Source organism: Reyranella sp., assembly GCF_965227665.1.
In the GTDB taxonomy this organism is placed as follows: Bacteria; Pseudomonadota; Alphaproteobacteria; order Reyranellales; family Reyranellaceae; genus Reyranella.
On sequence record NZ_OZ245767.1, the window covers coordinates 5,349,531 to 5,373,300 of the forward strand.

24 protein-coding genes are annotated in these 23,770 nt (G+C 67.1%); 12 read left to right on the top strand and 12 right to left on the bottom strand.

The genetic code is table 11. The features are described from left to right. Position 1 precedes the first annotated feature (1 nt). On the top strand, positions 2 to 1,123 hold the full coding sequence (locus ACO07I_RS25860) for an NAD(P)/FAD-dependent oxidoreductase (protein ID WP_422012563.1): 1,122 nt from the start codon (positions 2 to 4) through the stop codon (positions 1,121 to 1,123). 110 nt (positions 1,124 to 1,233) lie between these two features. On the opposite strand, the gene ACO07I_RS25865 is transcribed toward ACO07I_RS25860, so the two are convergent. The 3 genes from ACO07I_RS25865 to ACO07I_RS25875 all read right to left on the bottom strand — a co-directional run bounded on the left by ACO07I_RS25865 (position 1,234) and on the right by ACO07I_RS25875 (position 4,048). Continuing rightward, the gene (locus ACO07I_RS25865; RefSeq protein WP_422012565.1) at positions 1,234 to 2,169 is read right to left on the bottom strand and encodes a glutathione S-transferase family protein; all 936 of its coding nucleotides are present in this window, start codon (positions 2,167 to 2,169) and stop codon (positions 1,234 to 1,236) included. Further along, on the bottom strand, positions 2,166 to 2,963 hold the full coding sequence (locus ACO07I_RS25870; protein WP_422012567.1) for a phytanoyl-CoA dioxygenase family protein: 798 nt from the start codon (positions 2,961 to 2,963) through the stop codon (positions 2,166 to 2,168). Before ACO07I_RS25870 ends, ACO07I_RS25865 begins: the two co-directional genes overlap by 4 nt. An 80-nt stretch (positions 2,964 to 3,043) precedes the next feature. Continuing rightward, complete coding sequence (locus tag ACO07I_RS25875) at positions 3,044 to 4,048, bottom strand: isopenicillin N synthase family dioxygenase (protein ID WP_422012569.1); 1,005 nt, start codon at positions 4,046 to 4,048, stop codon at positions 3,044 to 3,046. A 158-nt stretch (positions 4,049 to 4,206) separates the two neighbouring features. Here ACO07I_RS25875 and ACO07I_RS25880 point away from each other — a divergent pair, with 158 nt between their 5' ends. Further along, positions 4,207 to 5,376, top strand: coding sequence for an alpha-hydroxy acid oxidase (locus tag ACO07I_RS25880; RefSeq protein WP_422012571.1), 1,170 nt, complete (start codon positions 4,207 to 4,209; stop codon positions 5,374 to 5,376). 84 nt (positions 5,377 to 5,460) lie between these two features. Then, positions 5,461 to 6,255 (top strand): ZIP family metal transporter, encoded by a 795-nt coding sequence (locus tag ACO07I_RS25885; RefSeq protein ID WP_422012573.1) that lies wholly within the window; start codon positions 5,461 to 5,463, stop codon positions 6,253 to 6,255. 54 nt (positions 6,256 to 6,309) lie between these two features. Here ACO07I_RS25885 and ACO07I_RS25890 read toward each other — a convergent pair whose 3' ends face one another. Together ACO07I_RS25890 and ACO07I_RS25895 are read right to left on the bottom strand one after the other, a co-directional pair. Next, on the bottom strand, positions 6,310 to 7,500 hold the full coding sequence (locus tag ACO07I_RS25890) for an acetyl-CoA C-acyltransferase (RefSeq protein WP_422012575.1): 1,191 nt from the start codon (positions 7,498 to 7,500) through the stop codon (positions 6,310 to 6,312). Between the two features lie 111 nt (positions 7,501 to 7,611). After that, a complete protein-coding gene (locus ACO07I_RS25895) occupies positions 7,612 to 9,705 on the bottom strand; it encodes a 3-hydroxyacyl-CoA dehydrogenase NAD-binding domain-containing protein (protein WP_422012577.1) in 2,094 nt (697 codons plus the stop codon). Between the two features lie 181 nt (positions 9,706 to 9,886). On the opposite strand from ACO07I_RS25895, the gene ACO07I_RS25900 reads away from it, so the two are divergent. Further along, positions 9,887 to 10,891, top strand: coding sequence for a Bug family tripartite tricarboxylate transporter substrate binding protein (locus ACO07I_RS25900; RefSeq protein ID WP_422012579.1), 1,005 nt, complete (start codon positions 9,887 to 9,889; stop codon positions 10,889 to 10,891). Between the two features lie 154 nt (positions 10,892 to 11,045). Here the strand turns inward: ACO07I_RS25900 and ACO07I_RS25905 are convergent, their stop codons facing one another. After that, positions 11,046 to 12,431: an amidase gene (locus ACO07I_RS25905; protein ID WP_422012581.1), complete on the bottom strand. Its 1,386-nt coding sequence runs from the start codon at positions 12,429 to 12,431 to the stop codon at positions 11,046 to 11,048. A gap of 45 nt (positions 12,432 to 12,476) precedes the next feature. Then, positions 12,477 to 13,565: a mandelate racemase/muconate lactonizing enzyme family protein gene (locus ACO07I_RS25910; protein ID WP_422012583.1), complete on the bottom strand. Its 1,089-nt coding sequence runs from the start codon at positions 13,563 to 13,565 to the stop codon at positions 12,477 to 12,479. 202 nt (positions 13,566 to 13,767) lie between these two features. Here ACO07I_RS25910 and ACO07I_RS25915 point away from each other — a divergent pair, with 202 nt between their 5' ends. Both ACO07I_RS25915 and ACO07I_RS25920 read left to right on the top strand, forming a co-directional pair. Next, a complete protein-coding gene (locus ACO07I_RS25915) occupies positions 13,768 to 14,355 on the top strand; it encodes a fasciclin domain-containing protein (protein WP_422012585.1) in 588 nt (195 codons plus the stop codon). Positions 14,356 to 14,480: 125 nt separating this feature from the next. Continuing rightward, on the top strand, positions 14,481 to 15,047 hold the full coding sequence (locus tag ACO07I_RS25920; RefSeq protein ID WP_422012587.1) for a dihydrofolate reductase family protein: 567 nt from the start codon (positions 14,481 to 14,483) through the stop codon (positions 15,045 to 15,047). Here ACO07I_RS25920 and ACO07I_RS25925 read toward each other — a convergent pair. Together ACO07I_RS25925 and ACO07I_RS25930 are read right to left on the bottom strand one after the other, a co-directional pair. Further along, complete coding sequence (locus ACO07I_RS25925) at positions 15,044 to 15,781, bottom strand: MBL fold metallo-hydrolase (RefSeq protein ID WP_422012589.1); 738 nt, start codon at positions 15,779 to 15,781, stop codon at positions 15,044 to 15,046. The genes ACO07I_RS25920 and ACO07I_RS25925 overlap by 4 nt on opposite strands. 2 nt (positions 15,782 to 15,783) lie before the next feature. After that, positions 15,784 to 16,674: a TauD/TfdA dioxygenase family protein gene (locus ACO07I_RS25930; protein WP_422012591.1), complete on the bottom strand. Its 891-nt coding sequence runs from the start codon at positions 16,672 to 16,674 to the stop codon at positions 15,784 to 15,786. Positions 16,675 to 16,747: 73 nt separating this feature from the next. Between ACO07I_RS25930 and ACO07I_RS25935 the strand changes: the two genes are divergently transcribed. Both ACO07I_RS25935 and ACO07I_RS25940 read left to right on the top strand, forming a co-directional pair. After that, positions 16,748 to 17,311, top strand: coding sequence for a chromate transporter (locus tag ACO07I_RS25935; protein WP_422012593.1), 564 nt, complete (start codon positions 16,748 to 16,750; stop codon positions 17,309 to 17,311). Then, complete coding sequence (locus ACO07I_RS25940) at positions 17,308 to 17,838, top strand: chromate transporter (RefSeq protein ID WP_422012595.1); 531 nt, start codon at positions 17,308 to 17,310, stop codon at positions 17,836 to 17,838. Before ACO07I_RS25935 ends, ACO07I_RS25940 begins: the two co-directional genes overlap by 4 nt. On the opposite strand, the gene ACO07I_RS25945 is transcribed toward ACO07I_RS25940, so the two are convergent. Beyond that, positions 17,835 to 18,551 (bottom strand): helix-turn-helix transcriptional regulator, encoded by a 717-nt coding sequence (locus ACO07I_RS25945; RefSeq protein ID WP_422012597.1) that lies wholly within the window; start codon positions 18,549 to 18,551, stop codon positions 17,835 to 17,837. The genes ACO07I_RS25940 and ACO07I_RS25945 overlap by 4 nt on opposite strands. A gap of 93 nt (positions 18,552 to 18,644) precedes the next feature. Here ACO07I_RS25945 and ACO07I_RS25950 point away from each other — a divergent pair, with 93 nt between their 5' ends. From ACO07I_RS25950 to ACO07I_RS25965, 4 genes are read left to right on the top strand one after another with little or no spacing between them, the layout of a single operon-like run. Continuing rightward, on the top strand, positions 18,645 to 19,049 hold the full coding sequence (locus ACO07I_RS25950) for a RidA family protein (RefSeq protein WP_422012599.1): 405 nt from the start codon (positions 18,645 to 18,647) through the stop codon (positions 19,047 to 19,049). Then, entirely contained in the window at positions 19,030 to 19,905 is an 876-nt protein-coding gene (locus ACO07I_RS25955) for a DMT family transporter (protein ID WP_422012601.1), read from the top strand. Before ACO07I_RS25950 ends, ACO07I_RS25955 begins: the two co-directional genes overlap by 20 nt. 57 nt (positions 19,906 to 19,962) lie before the next feature. Continuing rightward, complete coding sequence (locus ACO07I_RS25960) at positions 19,963 to 20,271, top strand: ArsR/SmtB family transcription factor (protein WP_422012603.1); 309 nt, start codon at positions 19,963 to 19,965, stop codon at positions 20,269 to 20,271. A 1-nt stretch (position 20,272) separates the two neighbouring features. Beyond that, positions 20,273 to 20,947: a cation transporter gene (locus ACO07I_RS25965; protein ID WP_422012605.1), complete on the top strand. Its 675-nt coding sequence runs from the start codon at positions 20,273 to 20,275 to the stop codon at positions 20,945 to 20,947. Here ACO07I_RS25965 and ACO07I_RS25970 read toward each other — a convergent pair. Both ACO07I_RS25970 and ACO07I_RS25975 read right to left on the bottom strand, forming a co-directional pair. Next, a complete protein-coding gene (locus tag ACO07I_RS25970) occupies positions 20,926 to 22,557 on the bottom strand; it encodes a long-chain-fatty-acid--CoA ligase (RefSeq protein ID WP_422012607.1) in 1,632 nt (543 codons plus the stop codon). The two genes, ACO07I_RS25965 and ACO07I_RS25970, sit on opposite strands and share 22 nt — an antisense overlap. Before the next feature lie 13 nt (positions 22,558 to 22,570). Then, entirely contained in the window at positions 22,571 to 23,719 is a 1,149-nt protein-coding gene (locus ACO07I_RS25975; protein ID WP_422012609.1) for a mandelate racemase/muconate lactonizing enzyme family protein, read from the bottom strand. Positions 23,720 to 23,770 lie beyond the last annotated feature (51 nt).

Sequence of the window (23,770 nt, forward strand, 5' to 3'; positions counted from 1 at the left end):
CATGGCGCGCACGGCCGACGTCGTGATCATCGGCGGCGGCATCCACGGCTGCTCGACCGCGCTGCACCTGGCCTTGCGCGGCCTGAAGCCGATCCTGATCGAGAAGGACTATGCCGGTCGCCACGCCTCGGGCGTGAACGCGGGCGGCGTGCGCCAACTGGCGCGCGACCTGCACGAGATCCCGCTGTCGATCTCGTCGATGGACCTCTGGGAGCGCATCGACGAGCTGGTCGGAGACGATTGCGGCTTCGAGGCGCACGGCACCGTGCTGGTGGCCGAGAGCGAGGCCGAGCTGGCCGGCTTCCGCGAGCGGGTCGACGACCTCAACCTGCGCGGCTTCGTGCACGAGGAGCTGATCGATGCCGCCGAGCTGCGGCGCCTCGTGCCGGCCGTATCCGACCGCTGCCCCGGCGGCGTCGTCTCGCGCCGCGATGGCGCCGCCGATCCGTTCCGTACGACGCAGGCCTTTCGCCGCCGCGCCGTCGAGAAGGGGGCCGAGGTGATCGAGGGCGTGACCGTGACCGGCCTCACGCGAAGCGGCGCCAACTGGCGGGTCGAGACGTCGCAAGGTGATTTCGAGGCGCCGAAGATCGTGAACGCCGCCGGGGCCTGGGCCGACCGCATCGCCGCGATGCTGGGCGAACCCGTCCCGCTCGCCGTCGTGGCGCCGATGCTGATGGTCACCAGCCGGCTGCCGGCCTTCATCAAACCCGTGGTCATACTTCGCGGTCGCAAGCTTTCCTTCAAGCAGTTGGGAAACGGCACGGTCGTGATCGGTGGCGGCCATCTCTCGACACCCTATCGCGACAGCAACGAGACGGTGCTCGACTGGGAGAAGCTCGCGATCAGCGCCCGCACCGTCTGGGAACTGTTTCCCGCGATGCACGCAGCGACGGTCGTGCGTGCCTGGGCGGGCATCGAAGCCTATATGCCGGACGGCATCCCCGTGGTCGGCCGCAGCTCGACTTCCGAAGGCGTCTTCCATCAGTTCGGCTTCTCGACCCATGGCTTCCAGCTCGGCCCGGGAACGGGCGCGGTGATGGCGGAACTGGTCGCGACCGGCTCGACCAACACGCCGATCGACGGGCTGGGCATCGAGCGGTTTGGCGTGAAGCAAGAGTAAAGGTCCCTCGCTTGCGCTCGGGATGACAATAGTGCCGGTCGTCATGTTGTGCGCCGGCGCACTGCTGTCATCACACCAAAATTGTCATCCCGAGCGCAAGCGAGGGACCTTTAGTTCATGGGTCGCCAGTCGTAGCCCAGCCGCGGAAAGTGCACCGTGACTTGGCCGACCTCGTCGTTCTCGTGCAGCAGCGCGATCTCCTCGGCGTCGATGAAATGTACCTCGCCCTCGATCCAGTCCCTGGCATTGTCGGCGGCCCGCACGCGGGCGCGCTGGCCGGGTCGGGGATCGCCTTCCTGCGGGTCCGAGGGGCGCGGGGTTGCTGGCGTCGCGGCGCGGGCTTCCGCCAGGGCCTCGTCGGCGTCGATGTTCGTTCGGTCCCCGTGCCCGATCGCTTCCATGCGGTCGCGCCAGGCGAGAAGGCGAGGATAGGCGTTCAGCACCTCGCGGCAGTCGATGTGACGGCCGCGGAAGAACCAGACGACGTGATAGGTGGCGAAGTCGGCGATGCAGGGCTGATCGCCCAGCAGGTAGGGCCGGCCGTCCGCCAGCATGTCGGCGATCCACTTCACCTGTGGTCGCACGAGCTGGAGATTGCGATAGGCGGCCTTGCGCACGGCCTCGATCGACGGCATCGGCAGGCCATGCAATTTCGCTCGGTCGGCGTGCAGCCCTTCGGGCATATGGTCGGCATTGATGCCCGAGACGTAGAGCGCGGTCGGCCGCATGAACTGCTGCTCGGCCCACCAGGCGATGGCGTCGGCCATGCCCGAGGTGTTCGGCGGATAGAAAGTCGGCTGCGGCACGCGCCGCTCCAGCTCGCGGGCGATCAGCTTGGTGTCGCACCAGACATCGGCGCCGTCCTGCAGCACCGGCGTGCGACGATAGCCGCCGGTCAGCGGCGTGAGCTTTGGCTTGGGCTCGATCGGCGGAATCTCGACCGCACGCCACGCCAGGCCCTTGAAGCCCATCATCAGCCGCGCCTTCTCGGCGAAGTTCGAGAAGTCGTACTGATGGAGGATCAGCGACCGCGCGACCAAGCTCACGCCGCCTTCAGGACGCCGTCGTCCGCCTCGAGGGGAAGGGGATTCCAGTTGCGCGACACGACCCAGTCCGGCCGCGGGTTGTCGCCGAGCTGCGGCCTGTTGGCCACCGTGTTGCAGGACACGTAGATGTGCCAGCGGTCGTCGGCCGAGAGATTGTGGCCGGAAGCGTGCAGCACGTTGCAATGGAACAGCACGCAGGTGCCGGCCCGGCCGGTGACGGCGACGGGTTCGGGCGAGCTCTTCAGGATCTCGATCATGCGCTGCCTGGGCATCGCCCAGAATTTGTAGGAGGTCGATTCGTCATAGACCGGCTCGATGCGGCCGAGCTTGTGACTGCCGGGGATCAGGTACAGGGCGCCGCCCATCTCGGTCGTGTCGATCATCATCAGGTTGAAGGTCGCCATGTCGGGCCGCCGGCATCCGTCGCGCATCCACGATCCATAGTCCTGATGCCACTGCCAGACCGTGCCTTCGATGGCCGGCTTGGTGTTGATCTTGGTGTGATAGACGTAAACGCCGTCGTCCTTCAGCACCTGCTGCACCGGCCGCAAGAGGCGCGGCGTGCGGACCAGCGCATGGAAGGGCTTCGAACGGGTCGCGCCGTCGTCCTCGTGGACACGGAAGATGGTGCGGACGCCGCCGGTGTGTTCGCGCACGACCTCCTCGCTGTCGACGCCGGACAGCCGGGCGACCTCACGGCGCAGCACCGCAACTTCGCTGCGGTCGAACAGGTCGGGGAACACGAGGAAACCGTCGCGATCGAACTGCTCGATCTGCTGGTCCGTCAACTCCATGACGCAGCCTCCCTTGTTGCTCTTCGGCGTTTGGCCGACGCTAACCCAAGGGTCCCGTGCGGAGTAGGACTTTGTGCGCCTCAGGCGGCGGTGCCGATGGGCGCCGCCGTGCGGGCGAAGCGGGCGTTGCGGTAGGCGGCGACGGTCACCGGCGGATATTTCGCCGGACGGTCCGCCGTCGCGCATCCCGGCAGGCATTCGATCATCGCGTCATAGGCCGGCGCCACGAAGTAGGCGATGGACAGGCGCCGGGCGCCGCCGCCCGAGCGGGGATTGGCGACGCGATGCAGGGTCGACCGGAAGCGGTCGTTCGACCAGCGCATCAGCAGGTCGCCGATATTGACGATGAACCCATCCTCGACCGGCGGCGCCTCGCGCCACTTGCCGCCGAGGTCGCGCACTTCGAGGCCGCCATCGGCGGCTTCGTTCTTGAGGATCGTCAACATGCCGAGATCGGTATGCTCGCCGGCGCGCAGCTGTCCCAGCTTGGGGAGCTGGCGCTGGGCCGGATAGTTGAGCGCCCGCAGCATGCTGCAATGGCGAGCGAGCGCGTTGGCGAACCAGTCCTCCGGCAGGCCGAGCGACAAGGCGAAGATGCGGCTGATCGTGTCCTGCAGGCCCTCCATCGCCGACCAGTAGGTGCGCCAGGCGGCTTCGAAACCGGGAACGTCCAAGGGCCAGAGATTGGGGGCGTAGTTCGGATAGGCGCCCGGAGCGTCGTGATACCAGGGATCGTCGGCGGGTACGTCGAGCGGCCCGATGGCGAACACCTCCTTGTAGTCGGGCGGGGTCTCGTTGCCGGCCAGCCGCGCCAGAGTCTCGGTGCCCTCGGCGTGATAGGCGCGGTTCTGCTCGGGCCGAGGGCGCGCGACCGCCATCTTCTCGGACGCCGGCTGGTCGAAGAAGTCCCGCGAGACCGCGCGCATTGCCTCGATGGTTGCCTCGGGCACACGATGTCCGACGATGGCGAAGAAGCCGGTGGATTCGCAGGCGCTGCGGACCTGGTCCGCGACCGCCCGGCGGCCGGCCGGTCCGCCGTCGAACCAGGGTGCGAGATCGATGATGGGAAATGCAAAGCCTGTCATCCGATGCCCCGTTCGCGATTTCACGCCATGGCAGCAAGCGGCATGCCAGCGGCGACCGTCGCGGACGCGGGGCGGAATGCGGCTCTGGCCGGACCAGCGAAAGCCGGTCAAAATGTTGCGAATGAATGGCAGCGGCCGACGGATCGAGGAGTGAGACGATGGACGGCGTGGTGAACATCGATGATCTGCGCAAGCTCGCCAAGAAGCGGCTGCCCAAGATCGCCTACGACTTCATCGAGGGCGGCACCGACGACGAGGTCGGCCTCGTCACCAACGAGCAGGCCTTCCGCAAGGCCCGCATCGTGCCGCGCTATCTCGTCGACGTCTCGGTGCGCGACCAGTCCACCACCCTTTTCGGCCGCACCTATTCGAGCCCAATCGGCATCGCGCCCACGGGCCTCGCCGGCCTGTTCCGGCACGGCGCCGACCTGATGCTGGCCGAGGCGGCGCGCGACGCCAACGTGCCGTTCATCATGTCGGGCTCCAGTACCGGCTCGATCGAGGATCTCGGCAAGCTGGCGCCGGACCATGGCTGGTACCAGCTCTATTCCGCCAAGGACCAGGCCGTCTCCGAGGACATGATCAAGCGCTCGGCCGATGCCGGCCTGCGCACGCTGGTCTTCACGGTCGACGTGCCCGAGGGCTCCAACCGCGAGCGCAACACGCGCAACGGCTGGTCGCGCCCGCTCAAGCTCACCTGGAAGACCAAGTTCGAGGCGCTGCTGCATCCGGCTTGGATGATGCAGTGGTTCCGCCACGGCACGCCCTATTTCGACAACTGGGCCAAGTATGCCGGTCCCGATGCGACGGCCGACAAGGTGGCCGACATGGTCGCCTACCAGAACCGCGCGCCCATGACGTGGAAGCATGTCGAGCGCTTCCGCGAACTGTGGAAGGGCAATTTCGTGCTGAAGGGCATCATGCATCCCGACGATGCGATCCGCGCCCACTCGATGGGCGTGGACGGCGTCATGGTCTCCAACCACGGCGCCCGCCAGCTCGATCTCGCACCGTCGCCGCTCGAGGTACTGCCCGCGATCCGCGACGCGGTCGGCGACAAGATGACGGTGATGTTCGACGGCGGCGTCCGCCGCGGCCTCGATGCCATCATCGCGCTGTGCATGGGCGCCAAGTTCGTGTTCGTCGGCCGGCCGACGCTCTACGGCGTGACGGCCGGCGGCGTGGCGGGCGCGTCCAAGGCGCTGGAGATCTTCCGGCGCGAGGTCGACATCAGCATGGCCCAGATCGGCGCCACCCGGATCGCCGACCTCGGCCCACAATTCATGATGTGGCAGGACGAGGAGGATCTGCGCCGCAACCGGCGCTGATCGGCCTATACTCAAGATCGGTTGCGCTTCGGCGCGAGGTCGCGCTCTCTCGCCAGACCGGGTTTCGTTCTGGTGAGGGGTCCCATGCTTTCTGCTTTTGCTACGTCGTCGCCGATCCTGGCCGGTGCTCTCGCCAGCCTGTGCGCGGGGCTTGCGACCGCCATCGGCGCGCTGCCGATCCTGTTCATCCGCAAGCTCTCCGCGCAGGCGCAGGACGTCATGCTGGGCTTCGCCGCCGGCGTGATGCTGGCGGCCTCGTTCTTCTCCCTGATCATTCCCGGCATCGAGGTCGCGCAGGAGCAGGGGGCGACCAAGCTGGGGGCCGTCACGCTGGTGATCGCGGGCATCCTGCTCGGTGCCGCCAGCCTGTGGCTGGTCCACCGCTACCTGCCGCACGAGCATTTCATCATGGGCCGTCAGGGGCCCGACGCGCCGCGCTTCCGGCGCATCTGGCTGTTTGTCATCGCCATCACTCTGCATAACTTCCCAGAAGGGCTGGCGGTCGGGGTGGGCTTTGGCGGCGACGATCCCGGCAAGGCCATCGCGCTGGCGATCGGCATCGGCCTGCAGAACATGCCGGAGGGACTTGCTGTCGCTGTCGCGCTGCTCAGCCTGAACTACGGTCGGGGACAGGCCTTCTTCGTCGCACTGCTGACGGGACTGGTCGAGCCAATCGGCGGCCTGCTGGGCGCCGGCGCCGTCACCGTCGCGCAATCGCTGCTGCCCTGGGGGCTGGCCTATGCCGGCGGCGCCATGATCTTCGTCATCAGCGACGAGATCATCCCCGAAACCCACCGCCGGGGCTTCGAGACCCACGGCACGGTCGGCCTGATGATCGGCCTGGTGGTGATGATGTTTTTAGACGTCACGCTAGGGTGAAAAAAACCTCCTCTGCCGGAGCAGAGGAGGCTTTCCTTAGTCGTTAGCAGTGACTCAGTGCACGACCTCGAACAGGCCGGCGGCGCCCATGCCGCCGCCGATGCACATGGTCACGACGACGTTCTTGGCCTTGCGGCGACGACCCTCGATCAGGGCGTGGCCGGTGCAGCGCGCGCCGGTCATGCCGAACGGATGGCCGATCGAGATCGAGCCGCCGTTGACGTTCAGCTTCTCGTTGGGGATGCCGAGCTTGTCGCGGCAGTAGAGCACCTGGACCGCGAAGGCCTCGTTCAGCTCCCACAGGTCGATGTCGTCCATCTTGAGGCCGAAGCGCTTCAGGAGCTTCGGGATCGCATAGACCGGGCCGATGCCCATCTCGTCCGGTTCGCAGCCGGCGACGACCAGGCCCTTGTAGATGCCGAGCGGCGTCAGGCCGCGCTTGGCGGCTTCGGCGTCGCTCATGATGACCGCGGCCGAGGCGCCGTCAGAGAGCTGGCTGGCGTTGCCGGCGGTGATCCACTTGTCGGGACCGGCGACTGGCTGCAGCTTGGCCAGGCCCTCGAGCGTCGTCTCGGGGCGATTGCCCTCGTCCTTGGTGAGCTTCACCGTCTTGCGGGTGGTCTCGTTGGTGTTCTTGTCGGTGACCAGCATCGTGGTCTCCATCGGCACGATCTCGTCGTCGAACTTGCCGGCCTGCTGGCCCGCCGCGGTGCGCAGCTGGCTCTGCAGCGAGTACTCGTCCTGCGCCTCGCGGCTGATGCCATAGCGCGCGGCGACCGTGTCGGCCGTCGTGATCATGGCGTGGTAGATGCCCGGCACATGTTCCTGCACCCACGGGTTCACCAGGCGGTTCTTGTTGCCGCCCGGCGGGCCCTGGACCAGCGACACCGACTCGAGGCCGCCGGCGATCATCACCGGCACCTTGTCGACCAGCACGCGCTGCGCGGCCATCGAGATCGTCTGCAGGCCCGAGGAGCAGAAGCGGTTGACGGTGACGCCGGAGACGCTGACCGGGGCGCCGGCGCGGATCGCCGAGACGCGGGCGACGTTGGAGCCCGTGGTGCCTTCCGGCGCGGCGCAGCCCAGGATCACGTCCTCGACTTCGGCCAGGTCGACCTTGGCGCGCTCGGCGGCGTGCTTGATCACGTGCGCGCCCATATCGGCGCCGTGCGTGTCGTTGAAGATGCCGCGGAATGCCTTGCCGATCGGCGTGCGGGCGGTGGAGACGATTACTGCATCAGCCATTTGAGCTTCCTTCCAGATAGAACCTTGTTGTTGCCTTCCCCCTCCCGGCCTCCCCCGTCTGACGGGGGAGGTGCCCGAAGGGCGGAGGGGGAAAGCCCCGAACGCGTTAGATCAGACGCTAGAGAACTTCTTGCCTTCCTGCACCAGCTTCTTGAGCAGGGGTGCCGGTTCCCAGAACGGGTCGCCGGAGAGGTCGCGATACTTCACCAGCGCATCGTGGATGGTCTTGAGGCCGACCACGTTGTCGGCCCACCACATCGGGCCGCCGCGATAGACCGGCCAGCCGTAGCCGTTGACCCAGATCACGTCGATATCGAGCGAGCGCTGGGCCATGCCCTCTTCGAGGATCTTGGCGCCCTCGTTCACCATCGGATAGAGCGCGCGCTCCAGGATCTCCTGGTCGGAGATGGCGCGGCGGGTGATGCCGAGCTTCTTCGAGGTCTCCTCGATGATCTTCTCGACCTCGGGATCGGGGATCGGCGTGCGGTCGGGCAGATTGTACTTGTAGTAGCCCGCGCCGGTCTTCTGGCCGAAGCGGCCCAGCTCGCAGATCGCGTCGGCGACGTAGCCGGTGTAGCGCACGTTGCGCTTTTCCTTCTCCTTCTTGCCCTGGCGGATGCGCCAGCCCACGTCGTTGCCGGCGAGGTCGCTCATGGCGAAGGGGCCCATCGGGAAGCCGTAGTCGTAGATCACCTTGTCGATCTGCTGGGGAAGGGCGCCTTCCTCCATCATGTAGGCCGACTGAACACCGCGCATGCGCAGCATGCGGTTGCCGACGAAGCCCTCGCAGACGCCGACCAGGACGGGGATCTTGCCGATCTTCTTGGAGAACGACATGACCGTGGCGATGACGTCCTTCTCGGTCGCCTTGCCGCGCACGTTCTCCAGCAGCTTCATGACGTTGGCCGGCGAGAAGAAGTGCATGCCGATCACGTCGCCGGGCCGCTTGGTGTAGGAGGCGATCTGGTTGACGTCGAGGCCCGACGTGTTGGTGGCCAGGATGGCGCCCGGCTTGGCGACCTCGTCGAGCTTCTTGAAGACGGCTTCCTTGACTTCCATCGTCTCGAACACGGCTTCGATGATGACGTCGGCGTCCTTGAGAGCGTTGTAGTCGAGCGTCGGCGTGATCAGCGCCATGCGCTTCTCGACATCCTCGGCCTTCATGCCGCCGCGCTTGGCGGTGTTCTCGTAGTTGGTGCGGATGGTCTTGAGGCCGCGATCCAGCGCTTCCTGGCTGGTCTCGAGCATCGTGACCGGAACGCCCGCGTTGGCGAAGTTCATGGCGATGCCGCCGCCCATCGTGCCGGCGCCGATGATGCCGCCGGTCTTGATCTCACGCTGCGGCGTATCGGCCGGCACGTCCTTGACCTTGGCGGCCTCGCGCTCGGCGAAGAAGTAGTAGCGCTGCGCCGCCGATTCCTGCGACGTCAGCAGCTCGGTGAACAGCTCGCGCTCGCGCTTCATGCCCTCGTCGAACGGCAGCTCGACCGCGGCCTGGACGCACTTGATGATGTTCCACGGCGCCTTGAAGCCGCGCGCCTTGCGGGCGATAGACTTCTCGGTCTCGGCGAACAGCTCCGGCGATTCCAGGGTGACGGTGAGATCGCGGACGCGGCGCAACGGCGCCTTCTGCGCCAGCAGCATCTCGGTGTGGGCGATCGCGCCCTTCAGCAGGTCGCCCTCGACGATGGCATCGACGATGCCCTTGCTCTTGGCTTCGGCGGCCGGGATGTGCCGGCCCGAGAGGATGGCGTCGAGCGCGTACTTGGCGCCGGTGAGGCGCGGCAGGCGCTGCGTGCCGCCGGCGCCGGGCAGCAGGCCGAGATGCACTTCCGGCAGGCCCATGCGGGTGGTCGGCAGCGCTACGCGATAATGCGCGCCCAGCGCCGTCTCGAGGCCGCCGCCCAGCGGCGTGCCGTGCAGCGCCGCCACGATCAGCTTGGGCGAGTTCTCCATCGTGGCGATGACGTCGTTCAGGTTCGGGCCCGACGGCGGCTTGCCGAACTCGCGGATGTCGGCGCCGGCGATGAAGGTGCGGCCGCCGCCGATCAGCACGATGGCGTCGACGTTCGAATCACGGCCGAACGCCTCTACGCCGTCCTTGATGCCGGCGCGCACCGCCGCGGCCAGCGCATTCACCGGCGGATTGTTGATGGTGAGGATTCCGATGCGCCCCTCTGTGGAGCGTATGACAGCGTCGGACATGGACGTTCTTCCCTGAATTGAGACCCGTAACGGACGGGTGGTCTTAGCAAGCTCTGGCTGCCCCGCCCAGCGGCCTTGCGTTTCGCCGTGCGGAGATAGGTGCAGTTACACAGCCTAGTTCCTGACAAAGTCAGCCGCTATGCATCGCTCCCTAAAAACGAAACTGGGAGGCTATGAAAAAATGACCAATGCAACGACCACCCGTCGCGGCCTGCTGCGGGCCGGTGCCGGCGCCAGCCTGCTCGTGGCCGCGCCGTCGATCGTGCGCGCGCAAGGTGCCGCATGGCCCAACAAGCCGATCACCATCGTCGTGAACTTTCCCGCAGGCGGCCTCACCGACGGCATCGCCCGCGCCTTCGGCCAGTCTGTCAGCCAGGCCACCGGGCAGCAGGTCATCGTCGACAACAAGCCCGGCGCCAGCGGCAACATCGGGGCGGCGCAGGTGGCCCGTGCGCCGGCGGACGGCTACACGTTCCTGCACTCGGTCTCTAGCACGCTCATCCAGAACCGGGTGATGTTCAAGACGCTGGGCTTCGATCCCGACAAGGACTTCACGATCGTGTCCGGCACGTCCTCGGGCGTGCTGCCCGTGGTCGTGCACAAGTCGCTGCCGGCCGAGGTCAAGGATCTCAAGTCGTTCATCGCATATGCCAAGAACAACAAGGTGAACTTCGGCTCGTGGGCGCTGGGCTCCTCGGCCCACATCTTCGCGCAGACGCTGAACGAAAAGTATGGGCTCACGATGGAAATCGTGACCTACAAGGGCGAAGCGCCGATGTGGCAGGACATGGGCGCGGGTCAGCTTCAGGCCGCCATGGGCAGCCCGCAGGCGATGAACGCGCTGATCGTGAAGGGCGATGTCCGCGGCATCGCCGCGCCGTCGAAGGTGCGCGCCCGTCAGCTTCCCGACGTCCCGACCTCGCGGGAGCAGGGCTTCGACGACGACGCCTTCACCGTGTCGGGCTGGCTGGCGCTGGCCGCGCCCGCCGCCACGCCGAAGGACATCGTGAAGCGGATGTCCGACCTCTGGGTGGCGGCCGCCGACTCCGAGCCCGGCAAGAAGATGATGGACAGCTTCGCCCTCGTGGAGAAGCCGATGCCCCACGAGGAAGTCATGATCGACTATGAGCGGCTGAAGAAGACTCTCATCCCGCGCATCGTCGCGCTCGGCATCCAGCCGGTCTGACGGTCACGAAGCTTGCCTCCCCCGTCAAACGGGGGAGGTGGCCTGAAAGGCCGGAGGGGGAAGGCCACACGGCCTGATCTCACTCCATCTCAAGATACATCGCTTTGCTTTCCCCCTCCCGGCCTCCCCCGTAAGACGGGGGAGGTGAGAATCCTCAGGCGGAGACGCGCTTCAGCGTCTCGTCGAACCAGCGCGCGAGGCCGGTCATGCGGGCGTCCTCGTGCTGCTGGCCCATCAGCTGCAGGCCGACCGGCATGCCGCCGACGCTCATCAGCGGTACGGTGACCACGGGCGCGAAGAGCATCGAGCTGGGCGCATTGAAAACGAAATCGCCGGTCGGGCGCGGCGCCAGCGGCTGGCCCGGCACGTCGCCCGACCAGATCGGCGCGGGGCCGGGGCAGGCCAGCGTGATCGCCGCATCGGCCAGCGGTGCCAGGGTCGCATGCAGGCGCTGGGCGGTCTCGCGCGCCAGCAGCGCCATGCGATAGTCGTCGAGGGTCATCGCCTCCGCCTTGGCGAGCCCCGCCTTGGTGCGTTCGCTGACGCCGGCGGGATTGTTGTCGACGATGCCGCGCTGGCCCCAGCGATTCTCCCAGCCCGTCACGGCGCCGCAGGTGGTGCGGCCGTTGGCGATCGACTTCTCCAGTGCTTCGACCCAGGGATGATCCTTGCGGGAGATCAGTTCGACGCCGGCAGCACGCAGCTGCTTCAGCACGCCGTCGAAGGCGGCCTTGGTCGCGTCGTCCAGTTCGACCCACCCCTCGGTCTCCAGTACGACGAGGCGGTTGGGCTTCACGGCGGCAGGCAGGGATGACGGACCCATCAGGCCGACCTCGCCGCGATCACCGCCGGCGCGCCGGGCGATCTCGATCGCGACCTGCCACATGTCCTGCAGCGAATTGGCGTGCGGACCATGCGTGCTCTGGCTGGTGGCCTGGCGTTCGCCGCGGTTGATGCCGCCCTGCGTCGGCTTCAGCGCGAAATTCCCGCAATAGGCCGCGGGGCGGCTGATCGAGCCGCCGACCTGGGTGCCAATGGCGGCCGGCACCATGTTGGCCCCCACGGCGGCGGCCGAACCGGAGGAGGAGCCGCCCGGCGTGCGCGTCGCATCGAACGGGTTGGTCGTGGCGCCGGGATGCGCGCCGCCGAGCTCGGCCGTCACCGCCTTGGCGAGGATGACGGCGCCGGCCTGGCGCAGCGCCCAGACGGCGGCATTGTCGCGCTTGGGGAAGTTGCCCTTGAAAGCCTCGCAGCCCATCTGCGTGGGCATGTCCTTCGTCTCGAGCAGGTCCTTGATGGCGATCGGCATGCCGTCGATCGACGAGAGCGGCTTGCCCGCCTGCCAGCGCGCGGTGCTGGCGTCGGCCGCGTCGCGGGCGCCCGCTTCGTTGATGGCGGTGAAGGCCTTCACCACCGGCTCGCGCGCCGCCACCGTCTCGAGGCAGCGCTCTAGATAGGCGCGCGGCGAATCGCTGCCGTCGGCGAAGCGCTTGGTGGCGTCGTGGAAGGTAAGCGGCTTGAAATCACTGTACGCGGTCATCGTCGGTCGGTCCCCTATGGAAGGGACCGACCCTAGCACGCGCGCTCAGCGGACCCGATAGCGCTCGATCGCGTCGGGATCGAAGGTGAAGCCGAGGCCGGGACGCTCCGGCACGGCGACATGGCCGTCCTCGACCGCAATGGACTCGCGGTAGAGCTTCGAGGTCCACGGCATGTATTCCAGCCAGGTCGCGTTGGCGAAGGCGCCCAGCAGGCCGATGCTCTGCTGGGTGAACAGATGGTTGGAGATGGCGATGTCGTGCGCCGCCGCGAGATGCGCCACCTTCACGAACTCGCTGACGCCGCCGACGCGGGCAAGATCGGCCATCCAGATGTCGGCGGCACCATGGGCCAGCATCTCGCGGAAGCCGTAGCGCGTCGCCTCGGTCTCGCCGCTGGCGATGGGCGTATCGAGCGCCGCCGCGACCCGGGCCGAGCCGCGATGGTCGTAGGGGGCGACCGGTTCCTCGAACCAGGTGAGGTCGAAGTCTTCCAGCTTGCGGCCGAGCCGGATCGCATGGTCGGCGGTGAAGCCGCGGCTGGCGTCGCACATCAGCGACACGCGGGGGCCGATCGCCTTGCGCACGGCCGCGACCCGCTCGACGTCTTCTTCGACATGCGCCTTGCCGACGCGCATCTTCACGCCGCGAAAACCTTCGGCCACGTAGCCCGCAGCTTCCGCCGCGAGTTCGTCGGGCGTCGCCGACAGCCACAGGCCGGCGCTGGAATAGACGGGGATGCGGTCGCGTGCGGCGCCCAGCAGGTGGGTGACCGACTGGCCGAGCGCCTTGCCTTTGGCGTCCCAGAGGGCCGTGTCGATGCCGGCGAGGCCGAAGATCGTCACACCCTTGTGCCCGAGGAAGTAAAGCTCGCGCCACATGCGCTCCCAGAAGCGCTCGGCGTAGCGGATGTCTTCGCCGACGAGCGCCGGCTTCAGGCTTTCGACCATCGCCTGCAGCACCTCGATTCGCCGCCCGCCCAGGGTGAACAGGAAACTCTCGCCGGTCACGCCGATGTCGGTGTCGACGAAGATCAGGATGGCGCCGATGCGGTCGTTGCTGACGCCGCTCGAGTTGCGGGTCGGACGGTCGAGCGGCACCTCGACGCGGATTGTCCTGAGATCGGTGACGCGCATGCTGTCTCACTCCCGTTGGATCACCTGATTCGCCTTCGGTTCCGTCACGATAGTGTGTGAGGCGCGCGATGAACCGGCTTTGGAATACGGGCGTACCACACAACGACGAGGCTGCAAGAGATGCTGCCCTGTCGGGCCGACGGCGAGCGCGCCGGCGTCGGCTTCACTGCTCGAAGAACCCCGATCCAACTGGAGAGAAACCATGCTCAAGCGTCACACGCTTATCGCAGCCGCCGCCCTGTCACTGGTTGCCGTCGCGCCGGCCTTTGCCCAGACGACTGCGCCGGCTGCCGCCTCGACCCCCGCCAATCCCATGGTCGGCGGCGCGCCGATGTATGCGAACAAGAACATCGTCGAGAATGCGGCGAACTCGAAGGACCATACGACGCTCGTGGCGGCTGTGAAGGCCGCCGGCCTCGTCGAGACGCTGCAGGGTACAGGCCCGTTCACCGTGTTCGCGCCGACGAACGCGGCCTTCGCGAAGCTGCCGCCGGGCACGGTCGAGATGCTGGTCAAGCCCGAGAACAAGGCCAAGCTCACCAAGATCCTGACCTGCCATGTCGTGTCGGCCAACGCGATGTCGCCGGCGATCGCCAAGATGATCGCGGACGACAAGGGCACGCATCCCGTCAAGACGGTGGGCGGCTGCGTCCTGCAGGCGAAGATGATGGGCGACAAGATCACGCTCACCGACGAGAACGGCAATGTCGCCACGGTGACGATCGCCGACGTGAAGCAGTCGAACGGTGTGATTCACGTGATCGACACGGTCCTCCTGCCGAAGGGCTGATCTCCCTTCTTCCGATGACGGGCGGCGGGGCTTTTCCCCGCCGCTTCCATTTGCGCTAGGCTGTCCCGCATCCATTGGCCGGAGCGCTCGTTGCCCGGCGCAACAGGTGTTTGCAGGGGCAGGCCATGACCACCAGGCGACCACGCATCGAGGGCTTCGCCATCATCTCCAGCGAAGGCATGATCGCGGCGTCGGACGGATCCTTCCCCGAGAACCTGAAGATTCCCGCGGATCAGAAGTTCTATCAGGACTCGGTCGACCGGGCGGCTGCGGTCGCGAACGGCCGACACTCCGCCGAAGGGGGGCCGAAGGAAGCCGCACGCCGGCGCATCGTGCTCACCCGCCGTGTCGAGCGCGTCGTCCCCGATCCCGACAATCCCAACGCCATCCTCTGGAACCCCGCCTCGGCGCCGTTCGAGGAAGCGTGGATGAAGCTCAATCTCGGCGACGGAACTTTGGCCGTGGTCGGTGGAACCGACGTGTTCGGCCTGTTCCTCAACATCGGTTACGACGTCTTCTTCCTGACCCGAACCGATGCCAGCGTTCCGCGCGGTCGGCCGGTCTTTCCGGGCGTCGGCAACACCGCAACGCCGGAGGAAGTCCTGGCCAAGCACGGCATGGTCCTGCGCGACACCCGCATGCTCGACCCCGCGACCAACACGCGGCTCGAGGCGTGGGTACCGAGGGCTTAGAACTCCACCACCAACCCGTCATGTGCCGCTTCGAGCGCGATCTCCGACGCGCGGCTGAGAAGTTCGGCACTCATGTGGGTCACGATGGTGCGCCGGGCGCCGATGTGCGGCAGGTGATCGACAAGGGTTCTGTAGTCGATGTGGTACTTCATCACCTTGTCGAAGAAGTAGGCCTCGCAGATGAACAGGTCGGCGTCGCGCCCCGCAGGGATCAGCTCCTCGACCCATTCGGTGTCGCCTGAATAGGTCAGGATCTTGCCCTCGGTCTCGATCCTCAGGGCATAGGAGGGGGCGCCGCTATAGTGCTTCATCAGGTAAGGCGTGACGGCCAGTCCGTTCACTTCTACGCGGTCGTGAAGTTCGAGCTCGCGGATCTCCAGGTCGAACTTGCGCTGGACCTGGGTCGCCCCCGCGAACATCGCTTCCATGAGGATCATCAGCCGGTCGCGGAATCCGGGCGGTCCCGCCAGCAGGAGCGGCGCCGTGCGCCGGCTGACGAGCTGGGCATCGAGCAGGAAGAAGGGCAGGCCCGCGAAATGGTCGCCGTGCAGGTGGCTCACCAAAACCGTCGAGATCGCGTTGGGCTCGACCTCCCACTTGCGGATGGCGATCATCGAGGAGGCGCCGCAATCCACCAGCAGGTTGCCATGATGGGCACGCTCGACATGGAAACAGGTGTTGAACCGTCCGCCGCTGCCGAAGGCATCGCCGGATCCGAGGAACTGCAGACGCATCGCTAGGGGGCCTGCTCCAGGCTCGAGACGATGTTGGTGAGCGTGGTGCGGCGCATGTCGCGCACCTCGCCCGAATCGAAGCGGCGGGCGCGGTGCATCGTGGCGCGGTTGTCCCACATCACCAGGTCGAACGGCCGCCAGACATGGGCATAGACGAACGGACGCTGCGTGGCGTGCTCGGTAAGATCGCGCAGGAAGGCGCGTGCCTCGGGCATCGGCCAGCCCTCGATGCCGCCGGCATGGCTGGCGAGATAGAGCGACAGGCGGCCGGAGCCCGGGTGGCGGCGCACCAGGCGCTGGCGCACCGGTGCCCACTTCGCACGCTCGGCCTCGGTGAAATCCTCGAACCCCAGCATGCCGCGCGAAAAGATCTGGCTGTGCAGGCAGACGAGGTTATGCACTTCGCGCTTGGTCGCCTCGTCGAGCGCGTCATAGGCGGCGCGCATGTCGGCGAACTCGGTATTGCCGCCGGTCGAGGGGATCTTGCGTGCCGACAGGAGCGAGTAGAGCGCCGGTACGTCCTTGAACGAACTGTCGGAGTGCCAGAGCTGGTTGCCGAGGCTGAACAGGCGGCGACGATCGTCGCGCGCCAGCACATGTCCGTTGCGGTCGAGGTTTGAGATGTCGTTGAGGTCCATGCTCATGCGCCGTTCCTCGGGCGGCATGATGTCCCCGGTGGCCTGTTCGAGCGGACCGAGCTGGCGGCTGAAGGCGAGCTGGCTCTCGTCGTCGAGCTTCTGGTCGCGAAACACCAGCACGCCATACTGGTTCATCCCGTCGTGGATGAAGGCGACCTCCTCGTCGCTGAGGCGATGGGTGAGGTCGATGCCCGAGACTTCGCCGGCGAAGAACGGGCGGTTCTGCGGGTCGATCGGGCGAATGGCTTTGCTCATGGTCGACAGAGGCTAGCGCGCCTGAGGCCGGTCGGCGAGGTGCGTGGACTGAAATTTGCTAGTCTGGCTCGCAATGCAGCATGATCCTTCGGCTACGCCGCGCCGCAACATAAGCAAGGCGGAACTGTTTTTCGGCTTCCTCAAGATCGGCCTGCTGGGATTCGGCGGCGTCGCACCATGGGCCCGCCATATCATCGTCGAGGAGCGGCGCTGGCTGACCGACCGCGAGTTCGCCGAAATCCTGGGTATCGGGCAGGTGCTGCCGGGACCGAACACGATCAACGCCGCCGTGATCATCGGCGACCGTAACCAGGGGATCGTCGGCGTCCTCCTCTGCCTGCTGGGACAGATGGCGATGCCGCTTGTCATCGTGGCCGCGATGGCCGTCGTCTACGAGCAGGTTGCCGGAATTCCCGAGGTGGGGGCGGCGCTGATGGGGGCGGCCGCGGCGTCGGCCGGTCTCGTGCTGGGCACGGCGCTCAAGATGATCCGCAACATCCGCCCGACGCCGCTCTCCTATGCGATCGGCGCCGCGGGCTTCGCGGCGATCGGCCTTCTGCGCTGGCCGCTGGTGCCCGTGGTGCTCGTGCTGGTGCCCACCGCCATCGCCGCGACCTGGTGGGAGCGCCGCAAGTGATCGGCGTGCTGGCCGAGCTGGCGCGGACCTTCGCGCTGCTGTCGCTGGTCTCGATCGGCGGCGTGAACGCGCTGCTGCCCGAGATCCACCGCCAGGTCGTCGACATCCACGGCTGGATGACAGACGCGGCCTTCGCGAGCGCCTTCGCCATCGCCAATGCCTCGCCTGGTCCGAACGTGATCTTCGTGAGCCTGATCGGCTGGCAGGTCGCGGGCCTGGCGGGCCTGCTGGTGGCGACGCTCGCCCTCCTGATTCCATCCAGCGCGCTCGCCTACTTCGCCGGCCGGGTCCTGACGCGCTGGTCTCACCATCCCGCCGTGGCCGTGCTGCGCGACGCGCTGATACCGGTGGCGCTCGGCATGATGCTGGCATCCGGCCTCTCCATGATGCGAACCGTGGATCGCGACACCGTCACCGTCCTGATCAGCCTCGCCGCCACCGTCTTCGTCTACACGACACGGCGCAATCCCCTGTGGGCGCTGGGGAGCGGCGCGATCGTCAACGTGGCGGCGCTGCATTTCTCTTAATTCGGATGGGGCTTTGGTGCTCTCTCGGCCGGCCGCACCTTCGGCAGTTCCGACCATTCGCGGAACAGCCGGCCATTGTCCTGGTCGAAGTGCTCGTCGAGGACCGTCGACGACTGAATGCGTTCGACGCGGAAGTTGCGGTAGCCGTTGCGCAGTTCGCACCACGCCCCGACCAGGGTGACGTCGACATAGTAGGCCATGGCGATCGGCCAGATGGTGCGGTTGGTGCGCCGGCCCTTCTCGTCGGCGTAGGCGATGTGGAGCTTGCGGCTGTCGCGGATCGAGGCGCGAACGTCGGCGAGATCGATACCGCGCGGTTCAACCGTGTCGCCGGGCGAGACATAGATCGGCGTCGCGGTGAGCTGGCGGCGCAGCGTCTCGGGGAGCACGACCGTCACCTTGGAGAAGACGCTGTCGGCCGCCTCCTGCAGCTTGGCGTCGCGCAGGCGCCGAACGAGGCGCGCGCCGATGGCAATGGCCTCGACCTCGTCGGCGGTGAACATGAGCGGCGGCAGGTCGAAGCTCTTGCGCAGCACGTAGCCAATCCCGGCCGCACCATCGATCGGCACGCGGCGGGCCTGCAGGGTCGCGATGTCGCGATAGATGGTGCGCGGTGTCACCTCGAGTTCGCGCGCGAGCGTCGCGGCCGTGACCGGGCCTGTCGCCGTCCGCAGGCGCTGGATGATGTCGAACAGGCGGTCGGAGCGACGCATCAGGCCCGTTTTATGGGCCTCTATTTCTACTGACACAACGCTGTCAGCAGGCCCTCCCTATGGTGCCGGCATTGCCAAACACCGGAGAGACCGATGCCCAGAATTGAAATGACGATGCCGCATGTGCCGGCGCTGTCCGAGTTCGCCCAGCGCAACACGGTGCCGACGTCGCCGGTCGTGCGGGCCGGCGACTGGGTCTATGTCTCCGGCCTGCCGCCGGTCAATCCCGAGACCGGCGGCTACGACATCCTGCCGATCGACGCGCAGGCGCGGCGGGTGCTCGATCATCTGAAATCGTGCCTGGAAGCGGCGGGCTCGGCGCTGCACCGCGTCGTCAAGTGCAACGTCTACTGCTCGAACCCGGCCTACTTCTCGACCATCAACGCGGTCTATGCCGAGTATTTCGGCGACCACAAGCCCGCGCGCGTGTTCGTGTGCACGGCAGGCTGGTTCGGTCCCTTCGACCTCGAGATCGACTGTGTCGCCCTCGCGAACTAGGCAAGCTCTCGTCGGCACGGCGCTGCTCGCGGCGTCGGCCGTCGCCTATTCGAGCGCCGGCTTCTACACGCGGCTGATCGACCTCGACGCCTGGACGATGCTGTTCTGGCGCGGCGTCTTCGGCGGGCTGTTCCTGACAGGCATGTTGCTGTGGCGGGAGCAGGGGCGTGTCGGGCGAGCGGTCTGCGCCATCGGCCGCGACGGCCTCGTGATCGCGCTGTGCTCGGCCGTGGCGACCGTGTGCTTCCTGAACGCGCTGCGTCTCTCGACGGTGGCCGACGTCCTGGTGATCGATGCGACGATCCCCTTCGTGACGGCAGGCATCGCCTGGCTGGTGATCGGAGAGCGCGAGGATTGGGTCACACTGGGGGCCACTCTGGCTGCCGTCGCGGGCGTGGCAGTGATGATGGGGGCTGCAGCGTCGGGTGGACGCCTGTCGGGCAACCTGCTGGCCGTCGGCATGGCCGTGCTGATGTCGGTCGTGCTGGTGCTGATCCGGCGCAATCCGGGCGTCAGCATGCTGCCGGGTGTCGGCCTCTCGGCCTTCCTCTGCGCGGCGATCGTGCTGCCGTTCGCGCGGCCGCTGTCGGTCAGCGGGCAGGAGCTGCTGCTGCTCGCGCTGTTCGGCATCAGCCAGTTCGGCCTCGGGCTGTTGTTGCTGGCCCTGGGCACGCCGCTGGTGTCGGCGACACGCGGCGCCCTGATCGGCGTGCTGCAGACGCCGCTCGGCACGCTCTGGGTCTGGCTGGCCTTCGCCGAGACGCCGGGCTGGTCGACCCTCGCGGGAGGCGGGCTCGTCGTTGCGGCGGTGGTGTGCGACATCGCGATCCGCCGTCCACAGGAGGCAACAACGTAACGATTTCGCGGGGTTGACGGCAGGGGAGGTACTTCTTACATTTGAACAGTTATTCAAATGTCCAAAGCAAAGAAGATCCTCCTGTCCGACGACCATGCCGTGGCGCTCGCAGACCTGTTCCGGCTGCTGGGCGATCCGACGCGATTGAAGATCGTGGTCTCCTGCCTGCGTACGCCGCTCGCGGTGTCGGACATCGCCGAGCGGCTCGGCCTCTCGGTGTCGCTGGTGAGCCATCACCTGCGCCTGCTGAAGGGCGCGCGCCTGGTGCGGGCCGACCGTCAGGGCAAGCAGGTCTACTACGAGGCCGACGACCTCCATGTCCGCCGCATGGTCGAGGACATGGTCAACCACATCGCGGAGCACTGACATGAGCGCGAGCTGCCACTCTCATTCGCACGGTCCGGGGCACAGTCACGACCACGGCGCCGCCGCAGCTTCATCGCCCGCCTACCGCCGCATCCTGTGGATCGCGCTGGCGGTGAACCTCGCGATGTTCGCAATCGAAATCAGTGCGGGCGTTGCGGCGCAGTCAGTCTCGCTGCTGGCCGACTCGCTCGACTTCCTGGGCGACGCCGGCAACTACGGCATCAGCCTGTTCGTGCTGGGCATGGCGATCCAGTGGCGTGCCCGCGCCTCGCTGCTCAAGGCCGCCAGCATGGGCGCCTTCGGCCTGTGGATTGGCGTCACCACGATCAATCACGCACTGGCCGGTACTGTCCCGGCGGCGCCGGTGATGGGCGTGGTCGGCGCGCTGGCGCTGGCCGCCAACTTCGGCGTGGCGCTGCTGCTCTATCGCTGGCGCGACGGAGACAGCAACATGCGCTCGGTGTGGATCTGCACACGCAACGACGCGATCGGCAATCTCGCCGTTCTGGCCGCCGCCGCGGGTGTGTTCGGCTCGGGCAGTGGCTGGCCGGACTATGTCGTCGCTGCGATCATGTCCGGCCTTGCCCTGGTCGGCGCCTTCCAGGTGACGCGCCATGCCATCGCAGAGCTGCGTCCGTCCCGGAAGGCGGAGGCTCACGCGGTCGGGAGCTTGTAGCTCTCGAACTGCTTGCGCAGGGCCGTCTTCAGGATCTTGCCGGTGGCGCCGTGCGGAATCGCCTCGATGAACTGCACGTCGTCGGGCATCCACCACTTGGCGATCTTGCCGTCGAGGAATTTCAGAACGTCGGCTTTCTCGACCGAGGCGTCGGGACGACGGACGACGATGAGCAGGGGGCGCTCGTCCCACTTGGGATGGGCGACCCCGATCACTGCGGCCTCGGCGACGCCGGGGCAGCCCATGGCGGCGTTCTCGAGATCGATCGAGCTGATCCATTCGCCGCCCGACTTGATCACGTCCTTCGAGCGGTCGGTGATGACCACCGAGCCGTCGCTCTCGATCTTGCAGACGTCGCCGGTGTGGAACCAGTCGTTCTCGAGGAACTGGCTCTTGCCGTCGCCCTTCATGTAGCCCTTCACGATCCACGGACCGCGCACGACCATGTTGCCGGAGACGCTGCCGTCGAGCGGCAGGTCGTTGCCGGCATCGTCGATGATCTTCATCTCGCAGCCGAATACCGGGCGACCCTGCTTGGCGGTGATGGCGAAGCGCTCCGCATCGGGCAGGTCGCGCTCGCCCCTGTTGAAGCGGGTGAGGGTGCCGAGCGGGCTCATCTCGGTCATGCCCCAGCCCTGGGCCACCTCGACACCATGCTCCTTCCAGAAGCGCTCGATCATGGCGTACGGCACGGCCGAGCCGCCGATCAAGGTGCGCTTGACGGACGACATCTTCAGCTTGTTCTGCTGGCAGTAGTCGAGCAGGGCCAGCCACACGGTCGGCACGCCGGCCGACAGGGTCACCTGCTCCTTGTCGAGCAGCTCGTAGATGCTGGCGCCGTCGAGCTTGAAGCCCGGGAACACCAGCTTTGTGCCGCAGAAGGGGCCGGCATAGACGAGGCCCCAGGCATTGGCGTGGAACATCGGCACGACGGGAAGGATGGTTGTGTCGGGATCGAGCGCCAGCACCGGGCCCGAGCACATCATCATCGAATGGATCATCGTCGAGCGGTGCGAGTAGAGCACGCCCTTCGGATTGCCGGTGGTGCCCGACGTGTAGCAGAGCGACGAGGCCGTCTTCTCGTCGAATTCCGGCCAGGTGAGCGTGCCGGGCTTGTCGGCGATCAACTCCTCGTAGCAGAGCAGATTCGGGATCTTGGCCGAGGTCGGCATGTGTGCGCGGTCGGTCATGACCACGACATGCTTCACGGTCTTGAGCTGGTCCCAGACGCCCTCGACGATCGGCATCAGGTTCAGGTCGACGAAGAGGATCTGGTCCTCGGCATGGTTGGCGATATAGGCCACATGCTCGGGCGCCAGGCGCGGGTTCAGTGTGTGCAGCACCGCGCCGATGCCGGAGATGCCGAAATAGAGCTCGAAATGCCGGTAGGTGTTCCAGGCGATGGTGCCGACCCGGTCGCCCAGCTTGATGCCCAGCTCCTGCAGCGCTTCGGCGAGCTGCTTGGCGCGCTTGTGCGCGTCCTTGTAGCCATAGCGGTGGATCGGCCCCTCGACGGTTCGCGTCACGATCTCGACTTCGGGATAGGCGGCGGCCGCATAGTCGATGATCTGCGAGATCAGCAGCGGACGGTCTTGCATCAAACCCAGCATGGCGTTTCCTCTCTTACGCGCGCCGCTCGATGTGTAGGCTTCTTAGGGTTAGGAGCGGCTTGATATCTGGTTCTAGACCGAGTCCTTGCCCGCCGGGAAGGCTGACGCTGCCGTCACGGACCGAAAAAACACCCTGCAGGACTCCTTCGCGTAGAGGATTCGGGTTGGCATCGACCTCGAGCAGGCCGGGCCCGCGCACCGCGGCGAGCAGGTGCAGCGAATGGAGGAGGCCGATGCCACCGCCCAGGAAGTGCGGGCAGAAGGTGCGGCCGGCTGCGAGCGCGGCGCGAGCGACCGGCAGGCAGCCCGAATGGCCGCCCCATTTGGCGGCATCAGGCTGGATCACGCCGAACAGGCCGCTGTCGATGGCTTGCTGGAAGGGGCCGGCGCCGCGCAGGTTCTCCCCCACGGCCAGGCGCGTCGGTGCCACGGCGGCCACCTGCGTCCATTCGCTGAGCGGCCGGTCGGCCATCAGCGGCTCCTCGATCCAGCCCAGGCCGAATTCGGCCAACCTCGGTACCATCGTGCAGGCGGTGCGCAGGTCCCAACCCTGGTTGGCGTCGACCATCAAACGGTCGCCCTCCTGCAGTTCGGCGGCGACCGGACGCAGCGAACCGAGGTCGGTCTCCTCGCCGAAACCGACCTTGATCTTGAAGGCGCGATAGCCGGCGGCGCGCATGCGGCCCACCGTATCGTAGGCGGCGCGGCCGGGATTGAGGCCCGATGCATAGGCGGGGACGGGCGCATCGTCGGTACCGCCGAGCGCTCGCCACAGCGGCAGGCCGCGCTTGCGCGCCCGCAGGTCGTGGATCGCGAGGTCGAGGCCGGCCGCTGCAGCGGAGAGCGCGCCGGCATCGCCGCTCTGTACGCGCAAAACGTGAAGCGCGCGGTCGATCTCGCTCCACAAGCCGACCGGATCGTCGAGCGCTTTGCCCAGCGCCCGCGGCGCCACGATGTCGGCGAACAGCAGCGCCCGATGTTCGGCGGCGGCGTTGGGGAAGTTGCACCAGATCTCGCCCCAGCCACGGGCGCCGTCGGAATCCTCGAGCCGGACAAACACCGCAGCGCGTTCGGTCATGGTGCCGAAAGAGGTGCGGACGGGCTCCGCGATAGGGGTGCGGAAGACGTGGGCTTCGACGCGGGCGAGGGTCGCCCCACTCATGTTCAAAGTGTTTCCTCCCAAGCCCCGGCTTTCTGCCGATGGTGTGGGAAG